Genomic DNA, 17,013 nt, shown 5'->3' with positions numbered 1-17,013 from the left:
CTTCTATTCCGTACAGGTCAACGCCAGAAATGCATCAGCACGCCCAACAGGGCAATCAGGCCGATGATCATCGCGAACGCGTAGTGGTAGAGGAAACCGGATTGGGTGCGGCGCAACAGGTTGGCAGCCAGGTCGACCAGACGCGCCGAACCATTGACCATCACCCCATCAACGACCGTGCTATCAACGGCACGGGCGGCCTTGCCGAGCTGCACACCACCGCCGGCAAAGCCGTCGATCCAGAGCTTGTCGAAGCCGTACTTGTTTTCCAGCACCGAAACCACCGGCGCCAGGGTCTTGCGAGCCTGTCCTGCCAGTTCCGGCTTCCAGATGTAGAACACCCAGGCCAGCGCGAAACCTGCAACCGTCAGCCAGAACGCCGGCATCTGCATGCCGTGTACCGCATAGGCCACCGAACCGTGCCAGAACTCCTTGCCCACTTCGGCAATGGTGTCACGTGCCGGGTCGTAGAAGTCGACGATGCCGGTGAAGAACGACATGGTCTGGCCAGGAATACCGGCGGCGGCGGCGTGGCCGTCCCAGCCGGTACCAAACAGCATCGGGCCGATGGTGAAGAAGCCGATGAGGATGGACGGGATGGCAAGCAGGATCAGCGGGATGGTCACCACCAACGGCGACTCATGTGGCACGTGCGGGCCATGACCGTGGTGATCATCGTGGCCGTGGCCATGATCAGCGTGGTGATCATCGTGCGCATCGCGGAAGCGTTCCTTGCCGAAGAAGGTCAGGAACAGCAGACGGAAGCTGTAGAAGCTGGTGACGATTACGCCACCCAGCACCGCCCAGTAGCCGTACAGCGCGACCCAGCCAGCATCGGCAGCATGCGCGTGCATCGCGGCCGCTTCGATGATGGTGTCCTTGGAGTAGAAACCCGAGAAGAACGGGGTACCGACCAGGGCTAGCGTACCGATCCACATGGTGATGTGGGTGGTCGGCATGTACTTGCGCAGGCCGCCCATCTTCATCATGTTCTGCTCATGGTGCATGCCCATGATCACCGAACCGGCACCGAGGAACAGCAGCGCCTTGAAGAAGGCGTGGGTCATCAGGTGGAACACAGCGCCCGAGTAAGCCGACACGCCCAGCGCAACCGTCATGTAGCCCAGCTGCGACAAGGTCGAGTACGCAACCACGCGCTTGATGTCGGTCTGCACAATGCCGATCAGGCCGGTGAAGAACGCGGTGGTGGCGCCGATGAACAGGATGAAGTCCAGCGCGGTCTGCGACAGCTCGAACAGCGGCGACATGCGGGTCACCATGAAGATACCCGCGGTGACCATGGTCGCGGCGTGGATCAGTGCCGAGATCGGGGTCGGGCCTTCCATCGAGTCCGGCAGCCACACGTGCAACGGCACCTGGGCGGACTTGCCCATTGCACCGATGAACAGACAGATGCAGATGATGGTTGCCACGCTCCACTGGTGATCGCCGATCAGCTGCACCATCGCGTGACCGGTGGTCTCAGTGCCGAGCACGGTGCTGGCATTGGCGAACACGGTGGCGTAGTCCAGCGAACCGAAGGCCCACAGGATGCCGGCGATGCCGAGCAGGAAACCGAAGTCACCGACGCGATTGACCAGGAAGGCCTTCATGTTGGCGAAGATGGCCGTGGGCTTCTTGAAGTAGAAGCCGATCAGCAGGTACGACACCAGGCCCACCGCTTCCCAGCCGAAGAACAGCTGCAGGAAGTTGTTGCTCATCACCAGGGTGAGCATCGAGAAGGTGAACAGCGAGATGTAGCTGAAGAAACGCTGGTAGCCGTCGTCTTCGGACATGTAGCCGATCGAGTAGATGTGGACCAGCAGCGACACGAAGGTCACCACCACCATCATCATCGCGGTCAAACGGTCGATCATGAAACCGACGTGAGCCGCGTACTGGCCAACTTCAAAGAAGGTGTAGACGTTCTGGTTGTACGGCTGCGCCCCACCCCACAACAGCTGGGAGAAGATGTAGGCCGACAGCCCGCAGCTGATGGCCACGCCCAGGATGGTGATGTACTGGGCGCCCTTGCGCCCCACCTGACGACCGAACAGGCCGGCGATCATGCTGCCGAACAGCGGTGCAAGCACCACTGCAATCAACAGACTCTTGGAGAGAGTGATTTCCATCTTCGGATCAGCCCTTCAGCGAATCGACTTCGCCCACGTTGATGGTGTGGCGAGTACGGAACAAGGTCACCAGGATCGCGAGGCCGATTGCAGCTTCGGCCGCGGCCACGGTCAGGATGAAGAACACGAACAGCTGACCGGCGGTGTCGCCCAGCTCACGCGAGAAGGCGATGAAGTTGATGTTCACCGACAACAGCATCAGTTCGATCGACATCAACAACACGATGATGTTCTTGCGGTTGAGGAAGATGCCGGCAACGCTGATGCAGAACATCACCGCGCCCAGCGCAAGCATATGGCCCAGGGAAATCATGGCTTGGCCTCCTCGCCACCGTCATGTTGCGTATCGACCTGCACCACCGGCTTTTCGGCGGCCATCTTGACCATGCGCAGGCGGTCTTTTGCCTTGGTCATGGTCTGCTCGGTCGGGTTCTGCGTCTTCAGGCCCTCGCGACGGCGCAGGGTCAGCATCACGGCTGCCACCACGGCGACGGTCAGGATCACGGCCGCGAACTCGAACGGCAGCAGGTATTCAGTGAACAGGCTGCGTGCCAGCCAGGTGATGTTGGACGTATCGGCGGCCACCGCAGCGGCGTTGTCCACCGGGAACGGCGCGGTGCGTGCCTTGATGCCGATCAGGGTCAGCATCTGCACCAGCATCACCACCGCGACCACCAGGCCGACCGGCAGGTAACGCACCCAGCCTTCACGCAGGTTGGTGGTGTCGATGTCCAGCATCATCACCACGAACAGGAACAACACCATCACCGCGCCGACGTAGACCAGCACCAGGGTGACGCCGAGGAACTCGGCCCCCACCAGCAACCAGACGCAGGCAATGGAGAAGAACGTCAGGATCAAGCACAGCACGGCGTACACCGGGTTGCGCACACTGATCACCGCTGCCGCGGAAATGCCGGCAATGATGGAGAAGAACCAGAAACAAATATTTACCCAATCCATCTCAAGACCTCAGCGGAAGGCAGCGTCGGCGGCGCGGCGCTCGGCGATTTCGGCTTCAAGCCGGTCGCCAATTGCCAGCAGCTGCGGCTTGGTGATGATGTTCTCGCCACGCTTCTCGAAGTGGTACTCGAGAATGTGGGTCTCGACGATCGAGTCCACCGGGCAGCTTTCTTCGCAGAAGCCGCAGAAGATGCACTTGAACAGGTCGATTTCGTAACGCGTGGTACGGCGGGTGCCGTCTTCGCGTTTGGCCGAGTCGATGGTGATCGCCAATGCGGGGCACACCGCTTCGCACAGTTTGCAGGCGATGCAGCGCTCTTCACCGTTGGGATAACGGCGCAGGGCGTGCAGGCCACGGAAACGCGGCGACTGCGGGAACTTCTCCATCGGGTACATAACGGTGTACTTGGGCTTGAACGTGTATTTCAACGTCAGCCACAAGCCGCCGAGCAACTCCAGGAGCAGCAGGCTTTTGAAATAGTGGGTGATCTTATTCATGAATCAAACGCCCTTCTGGATCACGCCGTAGAACACCATCAGTGCCGTCACCGCGATCCAGAAAATGGTCAGCGGGATGAACACCTTCCAGCCCAGACGCATGATCTGGTCATAACGGAAGCGCGGGAAGCTGGCACGGAACCAGATGTACGCACTGGCGAAGAACAGCACCTTGAGCAGCAACCACGGCCAACCGCCGGTCCAGATCCAGTTGATCCACGGCGAGATGTCTGCCGTGATCCAACCCTGGAGCGGGCTCAGCCAGCCGCCGAGGAAGAAGATCGAGATCAGGAAGCTGACCAGGATCATGTTGGCGTACTCGGCCAGGAAGAACAGTGCGAACGCCCCGCCGGAGTACTCCACCATGTGGCCGGCAACGATTTCCGACTCGCCTTCCACCACGTCGAACGGCGCGCGGTTGGTTTCGGCAACGCCGGACACCCAGTACACGACGAACAGCGGGAACAGCGGCAGCAGGAACCAGTCGAACAGACCCGAATTGCCCTGCTGCGCCAGCACGATGTCGGTCAGGTTCAAGCTACCGGCGGCAATCATCACGCCGACCAGAGCGAAGCCCATCGCGATTTCGTAGCTGACCACCTGAGCGGCCGAACGCATCGCACCGAGGAAGGCGTACTTGGAGTTGGAAGCCCAACCAGCGAGGATCACGCCGTACACGCCCAGCGAGGTCATCGCCAGCAGGTACAACAGACCAACGTTGGCGTTGGACAGCACCAGCTTGTAGTCGAACGGAACCACCGCCCACGCCGCGAACGACGGTGCCAGCACGATCAGCGGCGCGATGATGTACATCGCCTTGTGTGCGCTGGCCGGGGCAATGATTTCCTTGAACAGCAGCTTGGTGACGTCGGCGAAGGCCTGCAGCAGGCCACCCAGACCGACATACATCGGCCCGTGGCGCACGTGCATCCAGCCGATCAGCTTGCGCTCCCACAACACGTAGAAGGCAACCGAAATGATCACCGGCATGGCGATCAAGAGGATCTTGATCACCGTCCACAGCACGATGCCGATGTCACCCAGGGACATGAACCACTGGAACAAGGGCTCGATCGCGTTTAACAGCAACTCGTTCATGCAGCCACCACCGTTACCCGAGCGGCACCCAGCGGCGCGGTTGCGCCGTGGCCCGATTCAATCCACACCGTACCGGCAGCAACGCGGGCGTCGACCACGACCGACAGCGTGGCGCGACCAGCGTCGGTACCGACCTTGGCCATCTGGCCCTCGCTCAGCTGCAGACGTGCGGCGTCATCGGCGTTGAGCACGATGCGCGGATCATTGTTGAGCGGATGCGACTGCAGCGCCTGCGCACGACGCACGACGGCATCGGTGCGGTAGATCGCCGGGGTCGAAGCCACTTCAAAGCCCTCGCCTGCCAGCTGCGGCTGCGCCGAAGCGGCAACCTTGACCGTGACCGGCTGCAGGCCGGCACGCAGGCCTGCCAGATCGGTGAAACCGAAGCCAGCCAACTGCATGTCACCACCCAGCGCACGCAGCACGCGCCAGCCCTCGCGGGCCTCGCCCTGCAGCTTGCCGCCAGCACGGGCGACCTGGTTGCGGCCGTCCAGATTGGTCAGCGTTGCGTCGATTTCCGGCAGCGCGCCAATCGGCAGGATCACATCGGCCACATCGCGGGTCGAGGTGCAGGCGAAGTGGCTGAAGGCCACGACCTTGGCACCGGCCAGGGCCTTGCGGGCAGCGGCGGTATCGGCGAAGTCCAGGCCCGGCTCGATGCCGTACAGGGCATAGGCCTTGCGCGGCTGCGCCAGCATTGCATTGACGTCCTTGCCGGCCGGCAGCACGCCAACCTTGGCCAGACCCACGGCATTCGCACCCTGCGGGATGCGGCACAGCTTGGCGCCGGTGGCAGCGGCAAACGCACTGGCAGCAGCACGGATGGCAGCGGCCTGCGGGTGATTCTCGGCAATCGCACCGACGATGATGACGGTGTTGTTGCCGCCCTTCACCGCGTCGACCAGCTGCGCATTGCCCAGCGTCTCGACGAAGCGCGACGGTGCAACGATGTGCTTGCCAGCCAGCTTGAACGCGAAGTCGAAATCGACCGGGTTGATCGAATGGATCTTGGCGCCGTTCGTGGTCTGCGCCTTGCGCAGGCGAGCGTGCAGCAGCGGCAGTTCGTGGCGGATATTGCTACCCAGCACAACGATCTGATCAGCGTGCTCGATGTCGGCCAGCGACATGCCGAACGCTTCGGCAACCGGCGCATCGGAGAAGTCGCGGTTGTTGATGCGGTGGTCGATGTTGTTCGAACCCAGGCCAGCGGCCAGGCGGGCCAGCAATGCGCCCTCCTCGTTCGACGTCGCCGGGTGCACCAGCACGCCGAGCTCGTCGCCACGGTTGGCTTCGAAGATTTCGCGGGCAGCGGCCAGACCTTCGGCCCAGCTCACTTCCTTCCACTCGCCATTGACCTTCTGCAGCGGCTTGACCGCGCGGTCGGCTGCATACAGGCCCTGATGCGAATAACGATCGCGGTCGGACAGCCAGCATTCGTTGACCAGCTCGTTGTCACGCGGCACCGCGCGCAGCACTTCGCCGCGACGGGTGTGCAGGAACAGGTTCGAGCCCATCGCATCGTGGTAACCCAGCGATTCGCGAGCGGTCAGTTCCCACGGGCGTGCCTTGAACTGGAACACCTTGTTGGTCAGCGCGCCGACCGGGCATACGTCGATGACGTTGCCGGACAGCTCGGTGGTCAACGGCTTGCCGTCGTAGGTACCGATCTGCAGGTTTTCACCACGCGACATGCCACCCAGCTCGTAGGTGCCAGCAACTTCAGCGGTGAAGCGCACGCAACGGGTGCACTGGATGCAGCGGGTCATCTCGGTGGCGACCAGCGGCCCCATGTCCTCGTCGACCACAACGCGCTTGCGCTCGTTGAAGCGGCTGACCGAACGGCCGTAGCCCAGCGACACGTCCTGCAGTTCGCACTCGCCGCCCTGATCGCAGATCGGGCAGTCCAGCGGGTGGTTGATGAGCAGGAACTCCATCACCGAACGCTGGTACTTGAGCGCCTTTTCGTTTCGGGTCTGGATCTTCATGCCATCCATGACCGGGGTTGCGCAGGCCGGCGACGGCTTGGGCGACTTTTCAACGTCGACCAGGCACATGCGGCAGTTTGCGGCGATCGGCAGCTTCTCGTGGTAGCAGAAGCGCGGAATCGGGATGCCAGCCTTGTCGGCGGCCTGGATGATCATCGAACCCTTGGGTACGACCAGGGACTGGCCATCGATATCGATGGTCACGTGATCCGGCGGTACGTTGGGATTTACCGGTTGCGCGCTCATGCGGCAGCAGTCTCCACCTTCTTGCCGTCAACCATCGAATGACCGTTGACGATGTAGTACTCGAATTCGTTCCAGAACTGGCGCAGGAAGCCTTGAATCGGCCACGCTGCCGCCTCACCGAACGCACAGATGGTGTGGCCTTCAATCTGGCCGGCAACCGTCTTCAGCTGATGCAGGTCTTCCATCGTGGCCTGGCCGGCGACGATGCGCTCCAGCACACGGTGCATCCAGCCGGTACCTTCACGGCACGGGGTGCACTGGCCACAGGATTCCTTGTGGAAGAACTGGCTGATACGGCAAGCGAACTTGACGCAGCAAACGCTGTCATCCAGCACCACGATGGCACCCGAACCCAGGCCCGAGCCCAGTGCACGGATGGTGTCGTAATCCATCGCCAGCCCGTTGAGCTGCTCGGCGGTCAGCACCGGCATCGACACGCCGCCCGGAATTGCGCCCTTCAGCTTGCGACCCGGACGCAGGCCACCGGCCATCGCCAGCAGGTCGTCGAAGGTGGTGCCCAAGGGAACTTCAAAGTTGCCGCCCTTGGTCACGCAGCCGGAGACCGAGAAGCACTTCGGGCCGCCGTTGTTGGTCAGGCTCAGGTTCTTGAACCACTCCGCGCCGTTGCGGATGATCGCCGGCACCGAAGCATAGGTCTCGGTGTTGTTGATCGTGGTCGGCTTGCCGTACAGGCCGAAGTTGGCCGGGAACGGCGGCTTGTAACGCGGCTGGCCCTTCTTGCCTTCCAGCGATTCCATCAGTGCGGTTTCTTCGCCGCAGATGTAGGCGCCGGCGCCCAGCGCGCCATAGATGTCGATGTCGCAACCGCTGCCCAGCACGTTCTTGCCCAGCCAGCCGTGCTTGTAGGCATCGGCCAGGGCCTGCTCGAAGTGCTCGAACGGCTCGTGGTGGAATTCACCACGCAGGTAGTTGTACGCCGCGGTCGAGCCGGTGGCGTAGCAGGCGATCGCCATGCCTTCCACGACCGAATGCGGGTTGTAGCGCAGGATGTCGCGGTCCTTGCAGGTGCCCGGCTCGGATTCATCCGAGTTGCAGAGGATGTACTTCTGCACATCACCCTTGGGCATGAAGGACCACTTCAGGCCGGTCGGGAAGCCTGCACCGCCACGGCCACGCAGGCCGGACTGCTTGACCATCTCGATGACGTCGGCCGGCGGGATCTTCTCTTCGAGGATCTTGCGCAGCGCGGCGTAACCACCTGTCTTCAGATAGCTTTCGTACGACCACGGGGTGTCGTAATGCAGCGTGGTGTAGACCACGTTGTGCGGAAGCGGCGCCGGTCCGACCGGGCCCTTGGATTCGTGGTGTGCCATGCCTTACTCCAGCCCGTCCAGCAGCGCATCGACCTGGTCCAGCGTCAGGCGCTCGTGGTAATGGCCATTGATGACCATCATCGGCGCACCGGCACAGCCAGCCAGGCACTCTTCCTCTTTCTTGAGGTAGACGCGGCCGTCAGCAGTCGATTCACCGTGCTTGATGCCCAGCTTCTTCTCGCAATGGCGGACGATGTCGTCGGCGCCATTGAGCCAGCAGCTGACGTTGGTGCAGATGGCGACGTTGTTGCGGCCAACCTTCTCGGTCTCGAACATCGAGTAGAAGGTTGCAACTTCGTACGCCCACACGAACGGCAGGTCCAGGTACTTGGCCACGCCGGCGATCAGCTCGTCGCTCAGCCAGCCCTGGTTCTGCTCCTGTGCGGCATGCAGCCCCTGCAGCACCGCCGAACGCTTGCGATCCGGCGGGAACTTGGACAGCCAGTGATCGATGTGAGCGCGCGTCTTGTCGCTCAACACCACCATCGGGTCGACGTTGCGCGCCGCCTCGAAATTACCCGTCGCCTTCATAGGCCGACCTCAACGAATACCAAAAGCTGAAAAACCGATGCCCGCGGCGGCAGGACCGCCCAGGCAACGGACGATGTCTGATCCGCCGGCATTACCGGTCAACCTCACCGAACACGAGGTCGTAGGTGCCGATCATTGCCACGACGTCGGCCAGCATGTGGCCGCGCACGACCGAGTCGATCGAGGACAGATGAGCGAAGCCCGGCGCGCGCAGGTGGGCGCGGAACGGCTTGTTGGCACCGTCGGAAACCAGGTAGCAGCCGAACTCGCCCTTGGGCGCTTCAACCGCCGCATAGGTTTCGCCGGCCGGCACGCAGTAGCCTTCACTGAACAGCTTGAAGTGATGGATCAGCGCTTCCATGTCGTCCTTCATCTCGGCGCGAGCCGGCGGGGCGACCTTGAAGTTCTTGACCATCACCGGGCCCGGATTGGCCTTCAGCCACGCCACGCACTGCTTGATGATGCGGTTGGATTCGCGCATTTCGGCAATGCGCACCAGGTAACGGTCGTAGCAGTCGCCCTTGGTGCCCAGCGGCAGGTCGAAATCGACCGCGTCGTACTTGGCGTACGGCTGCTTCTTGCGCAGATCCCAGGCAATACCCGAGCCACGCAGCATCACGCCGGTCATGCCCCAGGCCATTGCATGCTCCGGGGTGATCACGCCGATGCCAACGGTACGCTGTTTCCAGATACGGTTGTCGGTCAGCAGGGTTTCGTATTCGTCAACGCGACCCGGGAACTCCTTGGTGAAGTTCTCCAGGAAGTCGAGCAGCGAGCCCTCGCGCGAAGCGTTCAGACGCTTCAGCGCATTGCCCTTGTGCCAACGCGATTCCTTGTACTTCGGCATGGTGTCCGGCAGATCGCGGTACACGCCACCCGGACGGTAGTACGCCGCGTGCATGCGCGCGCCGGAGACTGCTTCGTAGCAGTCCATCAGCTCTTCGCGCTCACGGAAGGCGTACAGCATCACCGCCATCGCGCCTAGATCGAGCGCGTTGGAGCCCAGCCACATCAAGTGGTTCAGGATGCGGGTGACTTCATCGAACATGGTGCGGATGTACTGCGCACGCTCCGGCACTTCGATACCAACCAGGGTTTCGATGGCACGGACATAGGCGTGCTCGTTGCACATCATCGAGCAGTAATCCAGGCGATCCATGTAACCGATCGACTGGTTGAACGGCTTGGATTCGGCCAGCTTCTCGGTCGCGCGGTGCAGCAGGCCGATATGCGGATCGGCGCGCATGATGGTCTCGCCGTCCATTTCCAGGATCAGGCGCAGCACACCATGCGCGGCCGGATGCTGTGGGCCGAAATTCATGGTGTAGTTGCGGATCTCCTGCTTGGCTTCAGCAGGATTGCTCGCAAAGGCCTGCGAGGCCTGGTGGAATTCCTTCTTTACGTCCGCACTCACTTGCTTGCCTCCGTCTGCGCGCGCTCGCCTTCAGCGGTCTGGAAACGGGCATCGTCGCGGATAACACGCGGCACGCCTACGCGCGGCTCGACCGAAGTCACCGGCTCGTAGACCACGCGCTTCTTTTCTTCGTCGTAACGCACTTCGACGTTGCCGATCAGCGGGAAATCCTTGCGGAACGGATGGCCCACGAAACCGTAGTCGGTCAGGATGCGACGCAGGTCCGGGTGGCCTTCGAAGATCACGCCATACAGGTCGAATGCTTCGCGCTCGAACCAGTTAAGGCCCGGATGGATATCGGTCAGCGAGGCCACCACCGGCAGCGATTCGCTCGGTGCGTAGCAACGGATGCGCAGCAGCTGGTTGTGCTGGTAGGAACGCAGCTGGCAGACCACCGCGAAGCGCTGCTTCGGCAGTGCATCCGGCTGCGCACCTTCGGCGGTTTCGTGGCTGGGGAATTCACCCCAGGCGAAACGACCGGCGCCACTGCCTTCCACGCCACGGCTGAAGCCGTGCGAGGAAACGTCCGAGGTATCCCACTCGTCGCTGCCGTAACCGAGGTAATCGACGCCACACAGGTCGGTGGCGTGCTCGAAGCCGAACTCGTCACGCAGCGCCAGAGCGGTTGCGTGCCAATCGGCAACAGCCACTTCCAGCGTTACTTCGCCGCGCGGTTCGACCACCACAACCTGCGCACCGGCAAAACGGGCGCGAAGTTTATCGATGAGAGAAGGTGCTTGCTGGGCCATGGGGGCTGGCGTGCTCTTGATTTGAAAGGGGGTCAGCGTGCGATGGTCTGGGTACGCCAGATCTTCTTCTGCAGCTGCAAAATGCCGTACACCAGCGCCTCGGCCGTCGGCGGGCAGCCCGGGACGTAGACGTCCACCGGCACCACACGATCGCAACCGCGCACCACTGCATAGGAATAATGGTAGTAACCACCGCCGTTGGCGCAGCTACCCATTGAGATGACCCACTTCGGGTCCGGCATCTGGTCGTAGACCTTGCGCAGCGCCGGGGCCATCTTGTTGACCAGGGTACCGGCCACGATCATCACGTCGGACTGTCGCGGCGAGGGACGGAACACCACGCCATAACGGTCAAGGTCCAGACGCGCCGCACCAGCGTGCATCATTTCCACCGCGCAGCAGGCCAGACCGAAGGTCATGGGCCACATCGAGCCGGTACGTGCCCAGTTCAACAGCGCATCAACGCTGGTGGTCACATAACCCTTCTCGAGCAGGGGGTTATCGCCTTCAGGCCGCAGAATGTCATCAACCCGCCCTTCCGGAACGGGGTTGTTCATCAGGCCGTCGAGAGTTTGGATCACTCCCATTCCAGCGCTCCCTTCTTCCACACGTAGATAAAGCCGAGGAACAGCATGCCCACGAACAAGCCCATGGTGACCAGCGAACGCGCGCCGAGCTCCATGAACACCTGGGTCCAGGGCACAATAAAGATGATTTCCAGATCAAAGACGATGAACTGGATGGCGATGAGGTAGTAGCGCACATCGAACTTCATGCGCGCGTTCTCGAACGCCTCGAAGCCACACTCATAGGCGGAGAGCTTCTCGGTGTCCGGCGAACGCGGAGCGAGGAACCGACCGATCAACATCAGCGCAACGCCGATGCCGGTGGCGACGATCAGAAACAGCAGAGACGGCAAATATTCGGCCAGCACAGCGATTCTCTCTTGCCTCTGCCCGGGACACCTGCAGGTGCCAAGGCATGGGGGATGAACGGGACTTGCCACGACGGGAAGCTGCTGCAACCCGTGTACCCGCATAAAACAATGGTGCCCAAGAGGGGACTCGAACCCCTACGACTCTCGTCGCTACCACCTCAAGGTAGTGCGTCTACCAATTCCGCCACCTGGGCTTACGTCAGCGCAGCTGCTTCGCAGTGCGCCGCGTATTGTAACCGTCTTCAGTCTTTCTGTGCGGGTTCAGCGGGCTTTTCTTCGCTCTTGGCGGGAATATTTTCCGCCGGAGCCGTTGCCTGCGGCACTTCACCCACGGCCGCGGTAGCCGGAGCCGCCGGAACAGCCTGCAACTCACCTGCCGGAACCGCCGGCGCAGCGGCCGGGGCCGCCGCTTCAACCGCACCCATCAGACCCACACCCTGGTCCGACGGACGCGAACCGTGGCTGGCGTACCACGCCATGAACAAGCTGATGCCGAAAAACACCACGGCCAGCCATTTGGTGCTCTTGGACAGGAAGTTGGACGCGCCACGCGCGCCAAACACCGTACCCGACGCGCCGGCACCGAAGCCCGAACCAGCGGCAGCACCCGAGCCACGCTGCATCAGGATCAGCGCGATCATCGCGAGCGCCACCAGCACATAGACCACATTGAGGATCAACATCAGCATTTTAGAAATCCGTCCCGGACAATTACCCGTTAGCGACTGGCCGCTGCTCTCGCGATGGCCAGAAAATCAGCCGCCACCAGCGAAGCGCCACCTACCAGCCCGCCATCTACGTCAGGCTGTGAAAACAGCTCTTCAGCGTTGTCGGGCTTGACGCTGCCGCCATAAAGGATCGACAACGAATCCGCAATTCTAGCATCGCGCTCGGCGACTACGCCACGAATGAACGCATGCACCGCCTGCGCCTGCTCCGGCGTGGCGGTACGGCCGGTGCCAATTGCCCAGACCGGCTCATAGGCGACAACAGCCTTGGCGAAGGCCTGCACCCCAGCCAGGTCCAGCACCGGCGCCAGCTGCGAAGCAATCACGGCCTCGGTCTGCGCGGCCTCACGCTGCTCCAGCGTCTCACCCACACATAAGACTGGAATCAGACCAGCATTGATGGCAGCCACGAACTTGCGTGCGACCAGTTCACTGCTCTCGTGATGGTACTGGCGGCGCTCGGAGTGCCCGACCAGGCCATGGCTGGCGCCGACGTCCACCAGCATGCTGGCCGAAACCTCACCCGTGTAGGCGCCCTTTTCGTTGCTGCTGACATCCTGCGAGCCAAAAGCCAGCTCCGTCTCCTCGAAGTCCTCGACCAGATCCCCCAGATAGGGCAATGGCGGCAGGATCACCAGGCGCACCCCCGGCAACGGCAGGCCAGCGGCCACCTGCCCCACCAGATCAGTGGCGAATTGACGGCTGCCATGCAGCTTCCAGTTACCCGCAACGATTTTTTGGCGCATTCAGGCATAACTCCGCGGTAAAAAGTATCGGCAAAGGATAGCCGATATGCAGACATCGGCAGGACAAACTGCGGACAACGGAAGACAAGATGCAGAAACGCCGCCGGGCCAAGGCCACGGCGGCGTCGATGCGACTGCTGCTGGAACCAGCGCCGGCTTACTTCAACTTGATCTCGCGCAGGCGCTCTTCAAGGAAGCCGTGGGCGGTGATCGCCTCCGGGTAGCGGCTCGGGTTTTCCGCAGTGATGCACGAGGGCAGCACGTCGATCAGGAAATCCGGGTTCGGGTGCAGGAAGAACGGCACCGAATAGCGCGGCTTGCGTGCCAGCTCACCCGGAGGATTGACCACGCGGTGGATGGTGGACGGGTACACATGGTTGGTCAGGCGCTGCAGCATGTCACCGATGTTGACCACGATGGTGTCGGCGTCGGAGGTGAACGGCACCCACTCACCCTCATGCGACTGCACTTCCAGACCAGCCGCACTGGCACCGACCAGCAAGGTGATGAAATTGATGTCGCCATGGGCGCCAGCGCGCACATTGGGGATATCGTCGGTGGTGATCGGCGGGTAGTGGATCGGGCGCAGGATCGAGTTGCCGTTGTTGGTCTTGTCGGCGAAATAGTCCTCCGGCAGGCCGATGTGCAGGGCCAGCGCCGACAGCACGCGTGAGCCCAGCTGATCGAGCTTCTGGTACAGGCCATAACCATGCTCCTTGAAGCCCGGCACTTCGCTCGGCCACAGGTTCGGCGGCATCACCTCGCGATACTTGGAGTCGTCGGCGATCTCGCGGCCGATGTGCCAGAACTCCTTCAGGTCGAAGTGCTTGGAGCCCTTGGCGGTTTCCACGCCAAACTGGGTATAGCCACGCGCACCGCCACCGCCAGCGATGTGGTACTGCTTCTTCACATCTTCAGGCAGCGCGAAGAATGCCTTGAACACGTCATACGCGGCGTCGATTTCCGCCTGCGGAATGCCGTGGTTGCGAATACCCGCAAAACCCCACTGCCGATACGCCGCGCCAAGTTCGGCCACGAAGGCGTCACGGTCGGTATCGAAACGGGTGATGTCGAGGGTGGGAATGCGGGAACTCATACAAAACTCCAAGAAAGGGAACGGGACGCCGGCTATTGGAACCGACATCCCGGCAACACCACTATGATCCAGCTCAAACCTGTGCGGCAGCCGAACGAACCGCGTCAGCCAGCGCCTCAAGCGTAGCGCTCATCAGCCCGGCTTCGTCGGCCTCGACCGTGACCCGCACCACCGGCTCGGTACCCGACGGCCGCAGGAACGCCCTGCCCCGCCCGGCCACCGCGGCCTGCGCCGCCGCCAGCGCAGCCTGCACCGGCGCACTTGCAACCACTTCGCGCGCACCCGTCTCCAGGCGCACATTGATCGTCTTCTGCGGCACCATCGCCAGCCCCTGCAGCGCCTGCCGCAGGTTCACGCCGGCACCACCGAGCACTTCCAGCACCTGCAAGGCACTGACAATGGCGTCACCGGTGGTCGCCCGGTCCAGGCATAGGATGTGGCCAGAGGCTTCACCACCGAGCACACCATTGCCCTCAACCAGGGCCTGGTGGACGTAGCGGTCGCCAACATTGGCGCGGACGAAGGGAATACCCAGACGCTCCAGCGCTTGCTCCATCCCGTAGTTGGTCATCAAGGTGCCGACTACCGGCCCACGCAGCCGGCCATTGGCCTGCCATGCCTTGGCCAGCACGTACAGCAAACCATCGCCGTCCACGGCAGCACCGGTGTGATCGACCATCAACACGCGGTCGCCATCGCCATCGAAGGCGATACCGATATCGGCACCGACCTCGGTCACCTTGCGCGCCAGGCTGTCGATATGCATCGAGCCCACGCCATCATTGATGTTGATGCCATTCGGCTCGGCACCGATGGCGGTCACTTCCGCACCCAGCTCGCGGAACAGCAACGGCGCGACATGATAGGTAGCGCCATGGGCGCAATCGAGCACGACCTTGAGCCCGCGCAGATAGAAATTACGCGGCACACTGGCCTTGCAGAACTCGATGTAACGGCCGACCGCATCACGCGCGCGTACCGCCTTGCCCAGCTGCTCGGACTCCACCGTCGAGAACGGCTGATCCATCGCCGCTTCCAGCGCCAGCTCGGTGGCGTCATCGAGCTTCTCGCCTTCGGCGGAGAAGAACTTGATGCCATTGTCGTAGTGCGGGTTGTGCGAGGCACTGATGACGATGCCGGCATCGGCGCCCAGTGTATGTGCCAGGAATGCGACGGCCGGCGTCGGCATCGGCCCGATCAGCTGCACGTTGGCGCCTGCGGCAACCAGACCCGCCTCCAACGCCGACTCGAACATATAGCCGGAGATGCGCGTGTCCTTGCCGATCACCACGGTCGGCTGCTGACCACCACTGCGGGCGACCAGCACACGACCCAGCGCATTGCCAACACGCAGCACGAAATCAGCGGAAATGACGCCCTTGCCGACCCGGCCGCGGATGCCGTCGGTGCCAAAATACTTGCGCGCACTCATCAGGCAGCGACTTCCTCGTGCTGCGGCTGACGGCCCAGCATGGCCAACAGCTCGGCCAAGCGGTCACGCATCTCGCGGCGATCACAGATCTGGTCGATCGCGCCGTGCTCCAGCAGGAACTCCGAACGCTGGAAACCTTCCGGCAGCTTTTCGCGCACGGTCTGTTCAATCACGCGCGGACCGGCAAAGCCGATCAGCGCCTGCGGTTCGGCGATATTGATGTCGCCGAGCATTGCGAACGAGGCCGACACGCCACCAGTGGTGGGATGGGTCAGCACCGAGATGTACGGCAGGCCGGCTTCGCGCAGCTTGGCCAGTGCCGCCGAGGTCTTGGCCATCTGCATCAGCGAGAACAGGCCTTCCTGCATGCGCGCGCCGCCAGAGGCGGAGAAGCACACGTAGGGGCAGCCGATTTCCAGCGCCGTCTCAGCCGCCAGCGTGAAACGCTCGCCGACCACCGAGCCCATCGAACCGCCCATGAAGGCGAAGTCGAACGACGAGGCTACCAGCGGGCGGCCCTTCAGCAGGCCGCGCATGGCGACCAGCGCGTCGTACTCACCGGTGTTCTTCTGGCTGGCCTTGATGCGCTCGATGTATTTTTTCTGGTCCTTGAACTTGAGCACGTCGGTCGGCCCAAGGCGGGCGGCGATCTCGCTGGTGCTGTCAGCATCAAACAACGAGGCCAGGCGAGCGCGCGCGCGAATAGCCATGTGGTGCCCGCACTTCGGGCAGACCTCCAGGTTTTCTTCCAGCTCCGGGCGGTACAGGGCCGCGCCGCAGCTGCTGCATTTTTCCCACAGCCCCTCGGGGACGCTGCGTTTTTTGGAGGGCGTGTTGTCGGTACGGATGCCGGACGGCATCAACTTGCTGAGCCAACTCATGCGGGATGACAATTCCGTTCAGGGTGGCCTCGCGGCCACGACAGGGCCCACAGTCTAGCTCACCACTGCGACCAAGTCGCAGCACCGGATCTGGCGCAATCCCTACTGGTACGTATGTTTGGCGGCAGTCCTGGGTCCTGTAGTGCCGAGCCATGCTCGGCAAGGGGCCTTGCCGGGGAAAGCCCATGCCTGTCTCTTATACACATCAGACTCTGACGACGACGGAGAGAGTGTAGATCTCGG

Annotated in this window: 17 protein-coding genes and 1 tRNA gene; all 18 read right to left on the bottom strand. The window is 62.5% G+C overall.

Going from position 1 to position 17,013, the window contains the following annotated elements; translation table 11 throughout:
* Positions 1–17: 17 nt before the first annotated feature.
* Positions 18–2,132, bottom strand: coding sequence for an NADH-quinone oxidoreductase subunit L (nuoL, locus tag ACVOLS_RS06510; RefSeq protein ID WP_481544934.1), 2,115 nt, complete (start codon positions 2,130–2,132; stop codon positions 18–20).
* A gap of 7 nt (positions 2,133–2,139) precedes the next feature.
* On the bottom strand, positions 2,140–2,445 hold the full coding sequence (nuoK, locus tag ACVOLS_RS06505) for an NADH-quinone oxidoreductase subunit NuoK (protein WP_054656949.1): 306 nt from the start codon (positions 2,443–2,445) through the stop codon (positions 2,140–2,142).
* Complete coding sequence (locus tag ACVOLS_RS06500; RefSeq protein WP_296246080.1) at positions 2,442–3,095, bottom strand: NADH-quinone oxidoreductase subunit J; 654 nt, start codon at positions 3,093–3,095, stop codon at positions 2,442–2,444. The genes nuoK and ACVOLS_RS06500 overlap by 4 nt, the downstream gene beginning before the upstream one ends.
* Before the next feature lie 9 nt (positions 3,096–3,104).
* Positions 3,105–3,593 carry an NADH-quinone oxidoreductase subunit NuoI gene (gene nuoI / locus ACVOLS_RS06495; protein ID WP_296246079.1) on the bottom strand — a complete coding sequence of 163 codons (489 nt, stop codon included), beginning with the start codon at positions 3,591–3,593 and terminating at the stop codon, positions 3,105–3,107.
* Between the two features lie 3 nt (positions 3,594–3,596).
* The gene (gene nuoH, locus ACVOLS_RS06490) at positions 3,597–4,691 is read right to left on the bottom strand and encodes an NADH-quinone oxidoreductase subunit NuoH (protein WP_481544933.1); all 1,095 of its coding nucleotides are present in this window, start codon (positions 4,689–4,691) and stop codon (positions 3,597–3,599) included.
* Positions 4,688–6,922 carry an NADH-quinone oxidoreductase subunit NuoG gene (gene nuoG / locus ACVOLS_RS06485; RefSeq protein WP_481544932.1) on the bottom strand — a complete coding sequence of 745 codons (2,235 nt, stop codon included), beginning with the start codon at positions 6,920–6,922 and terminating at the stop codon, positions 4,688–4,690. The genes nuoH and nuoG overlap by 4 nt, the downstream gene beginning before the upstream one ends.
* A complete protein-coding gene (gene nuoF, locus ACVOLS_RS06480) occupies positions 6,919–8,256 on the bottom strand; it encodes an NADH-quinone oxidoreductase subunit NuoF (RefSeq protein ID WP_282268405.1) in 1,338 nt (445 codons plus the stop codon). The genes nuoG and nuoF overlap by 4 nt, the downstream gene beginning before the upstream one ends.
* Before the next feature lie 3 nt (positions 8,257–8,259).
* Complete coding sequence (gene nuoE / locus ACVOLS_RS06475; protein ID WP_282268404.1) at positions 8,260–8,787, bottom strand: NADH-quinone oxidoreductase subunit NuoE; 528 nt, start codon at positions 8,785–8,787, stop codon at positions 8,260–8,262.
* Positions 8,788–8,878: 91 nt separating this feature from the next.
* Positions 8,879–10,108, bottom strand: a complete 1,230-nt coding sequence (locus ACVOLS_RS06470; RefSeq protein WP_481545006.1) for an NADH-quinone oxidoreductase subunit D — start codon at positions 10,106–10,108, stop codon at positions 8,879–8,881.
* Between the two features lie 89 nt (positions 10,109–10,197).
* Positions 10,198–10,950: an NADH-quinone oxidoreductase subunit C gene (locus ACVOLS_RS06465; RefSeq protein WP_481544931.1), complete on the bottom strand. Its 753-nt coding sequence runs from the start codon at positions 10,948–10,950 to the stop codon at positions 10,198–10,200.
* Positions 10,951–10,982: 32 nt separating this feature from the next.
* Positions 10,983–11,537: a NuoB/complex I 20 kDa subunit family protein gene (locus ACVOLS_RS06460; RefSeq protein ID WP_017354657.1), complete on the bottom strand. Its 555-nt coding sequence runs from the start codon at positions 11,535–11,537 to the stop codon at positions 10,983–10,985.
* Positions 11,528–11,884, bottom strand: a complete 357-nt coding sequence (locus tag ACVOLS_RS06455; RefSeq protein WP_282268401.1) for an NADH-quinone oxidoreductase subunit A — start codon at positions 11,882–11,884, stop codon at positions 11,528–11,530. Before ACVOLS_RS06455 ends, ACVOLS_RS06460 begins: the two co-directional genes overlap by 10 nt.
* A gap of 112 nt (positions 11,885–11,996) precedes the next feature.
* Positions 11,997–12,081: transfer RNA gene (locus tag ACVOLS_RS06450), tRNA-Leu, on the bottom strand.
* Between the two features lie 48 nt (positions 12,082–12,129).
* Positions 12,130–12,576, bottom strand: a complete 447-nt coding sequence (gene secG, locus ACVOLS_RS06445; RefSeq protein ID WP_481544930.1) for a preprotein translocase subunit SecG — start codon at positions 12,574–12,576, stop codon at positions 12,130–12,132.
* 29 nt (positions 12,577–12,605) lie between these two features.
* Positions 12,606–13,361: a triose-phosphate isomerase gene (gene tpiA, locus ACVOLS_RS06440; protein WP_481544929.1), complete on the bottom strand. Its 756-nt coding sequence runs from the start codon at positions 13,359–13,361 to the stop codon at positions 12,606–12,608.
* Positions 13,362–13,518: 157 nt separating this feature from the next.
* Positions 13,519–14,457 (bottom strand): isopenicillin N synthase family dioxygenase, encoded by a 939-nt coding sequence (locus ACVOLS_RS06435; protein ID WP_481544928.1) that lies wholly within the window; start codon positions 14,455–14,457, stop codon positions 13,519–13,521.
* A 73-nt stretch (positions 14,458–14,530) separates the two neighbouring features.
* The gene (gene glmM, locus ACVOLS_RS06430; RefSeq protein WP_481544927.1) at positions 14,531–15,889 is read right to left on the bottom strand and encodes a phosphoglucosamine mutase; all 1,359 of its coding nucleotides are present in this window, start codon (positions 15,887–15,889) and stop codon (positions 14,531–14,533) included.
* A complete protein-coding gene (accD, locus tag ACVOLS_RS06425; RefSeq protein WP_481544926.1) occupies positions 15,889–16,770 on the bottom strand; it encodes an acetyl-CoA carboxylase, carboxyltransferase subunit beta in 882 nt (293 codons plus the stop codon). The genes glmM and accD overlap by 1 nt, the downstream gene beginning before the upstream one ends.
* Positions 16,771–17,013: the final 243 nt, after the last annotated feature.

It is taken from the genome of Stenotrophomonas sp. STEN038 (genome assembly GCF_056759895.1).
Note: the sequence above shows the minus strand (reverse complement) of the source record. Positions and strands in the feature narration are given on the sequence as shown.

What these genes read in the sequence shown, in the direction of transcription:
- glmM (WP_481544927.1), bottom strand. Translation starts at nt 15,889, where the DNA reads ATGAGTGCGCGCAAGTATTTTGGCACCGACGGCATCCGCGGCCGGGTC.
- nuoK (WP_054656949.1), bottom strand. Translation starts at nt 2,445, where the DNA reads ATGATTTCCCTGGGCCATATGCTTGCGCTGGGCGCGGTGATGTTCTGC.
- secG (WP_481544930.1), bottom strand. Translation starts at nt 12,576, where the DNA reads ATGCTGATGTTGATCCTCAATGTGGTCTATGTGCTGGTGGCGCTCGCG.
- nuoH (WP_481544933.1), bottom strand. Translation starts at nt 4,691, where the DNA reads ATGAACGAGTTGCTGTTAAACGCGATCGAGCCCTTGTTCCAGTGGTTC.
- nuoG (WP_481544932.1), bottom strand. Translation starts at nt 6,922, where the DNA reads ATGAGCGCGCAACCGGTAAATCCCAACGTACCGCCGGATCACGTGACC.
- ACVOLS_RS06470 (WP_481545006.1), bottom strand. Translation starts at nt 10,108, where the DNA reads ATGAATTTCGGCCCACAGCATCCGGCCGCGCATGGTGTGCTGCGCCTG.
- ACVOLS_RS06500 (WP_296246080.1), bottom strand. Translation starts at nt 3,095, where the DNA reads ATGGATTGGGTAAATATTTGTTTCTGGTTCTTCTCCATCATTGCCGGC.
- nuoL (WP_481544934.1), bottom strand. Translation starts at nt 2,132, where the DNA reads ATGGAAATCACTCTCTCCAAGAGTCTGTTGATTGCAGTGGTGCTTGCA.
- accD (WP_481544926.1), bottom strand. Translation starts at nt 16,770, where the DNA reads ATGAGTTGGCTCAGCAAGTTGATGCCGTCCGGCATCCGTACCGACAAC.
- ACVOLS_RS06435 (WP_481544928.1), bottom strand. Translation starts at nt 14,457, where the DNA reads ATGAGTTCCCGCATTCCCACCCTCGACATCACCCGTTTCGATACCGAC.
- nuoI (WP_296246079.1), bottom strand. Translation starts at nt 3,593, where the DNA reads ATGAATAAGATCACCCACTATTTCAAAAGCCTGCTGCTCCTGGAGTTG.
- nuoF (WP_282268405.1), bottom strand. Translation starts at nt 8,256, where the DNA reads ATGGCACACCACGAATCCAAGGGCCCGGTCGGACCGGCGCCGCTTCCG.
- ACVOLS_RS06465 (WP_481544931.1), bottom strand. Translation starts at nt 10,950, where the DNA reads ATGGCCCAGCAAGCACCTTCTCTCATCGATAAACTTCGCGCCCGTTTT.
- ACVOLS_RS06460 (WP_017354657.1), bottom strand. Translation starts at nt 11,537, where the DNA reads ATGGGAGTGATCCAAACTCTCGACGGCCTGATGAACAACCCCGTTCCG.
- nuoE (WP_282268404.1), bottom strand. Translation starts at nt 8,787, where the DNA reads ATGAAGGCGACGGGTAATTTCGAGGCGGCGCGCAACGTCGACCCGATG.
- tpiA (WP_481544929.1), bottom strand. Translation starts at nt 13,361, where the DNA reads ATGCGCCAAAAAATCGTTGCGGGTAACTGGAAGCTGCATGGCAGCCGT.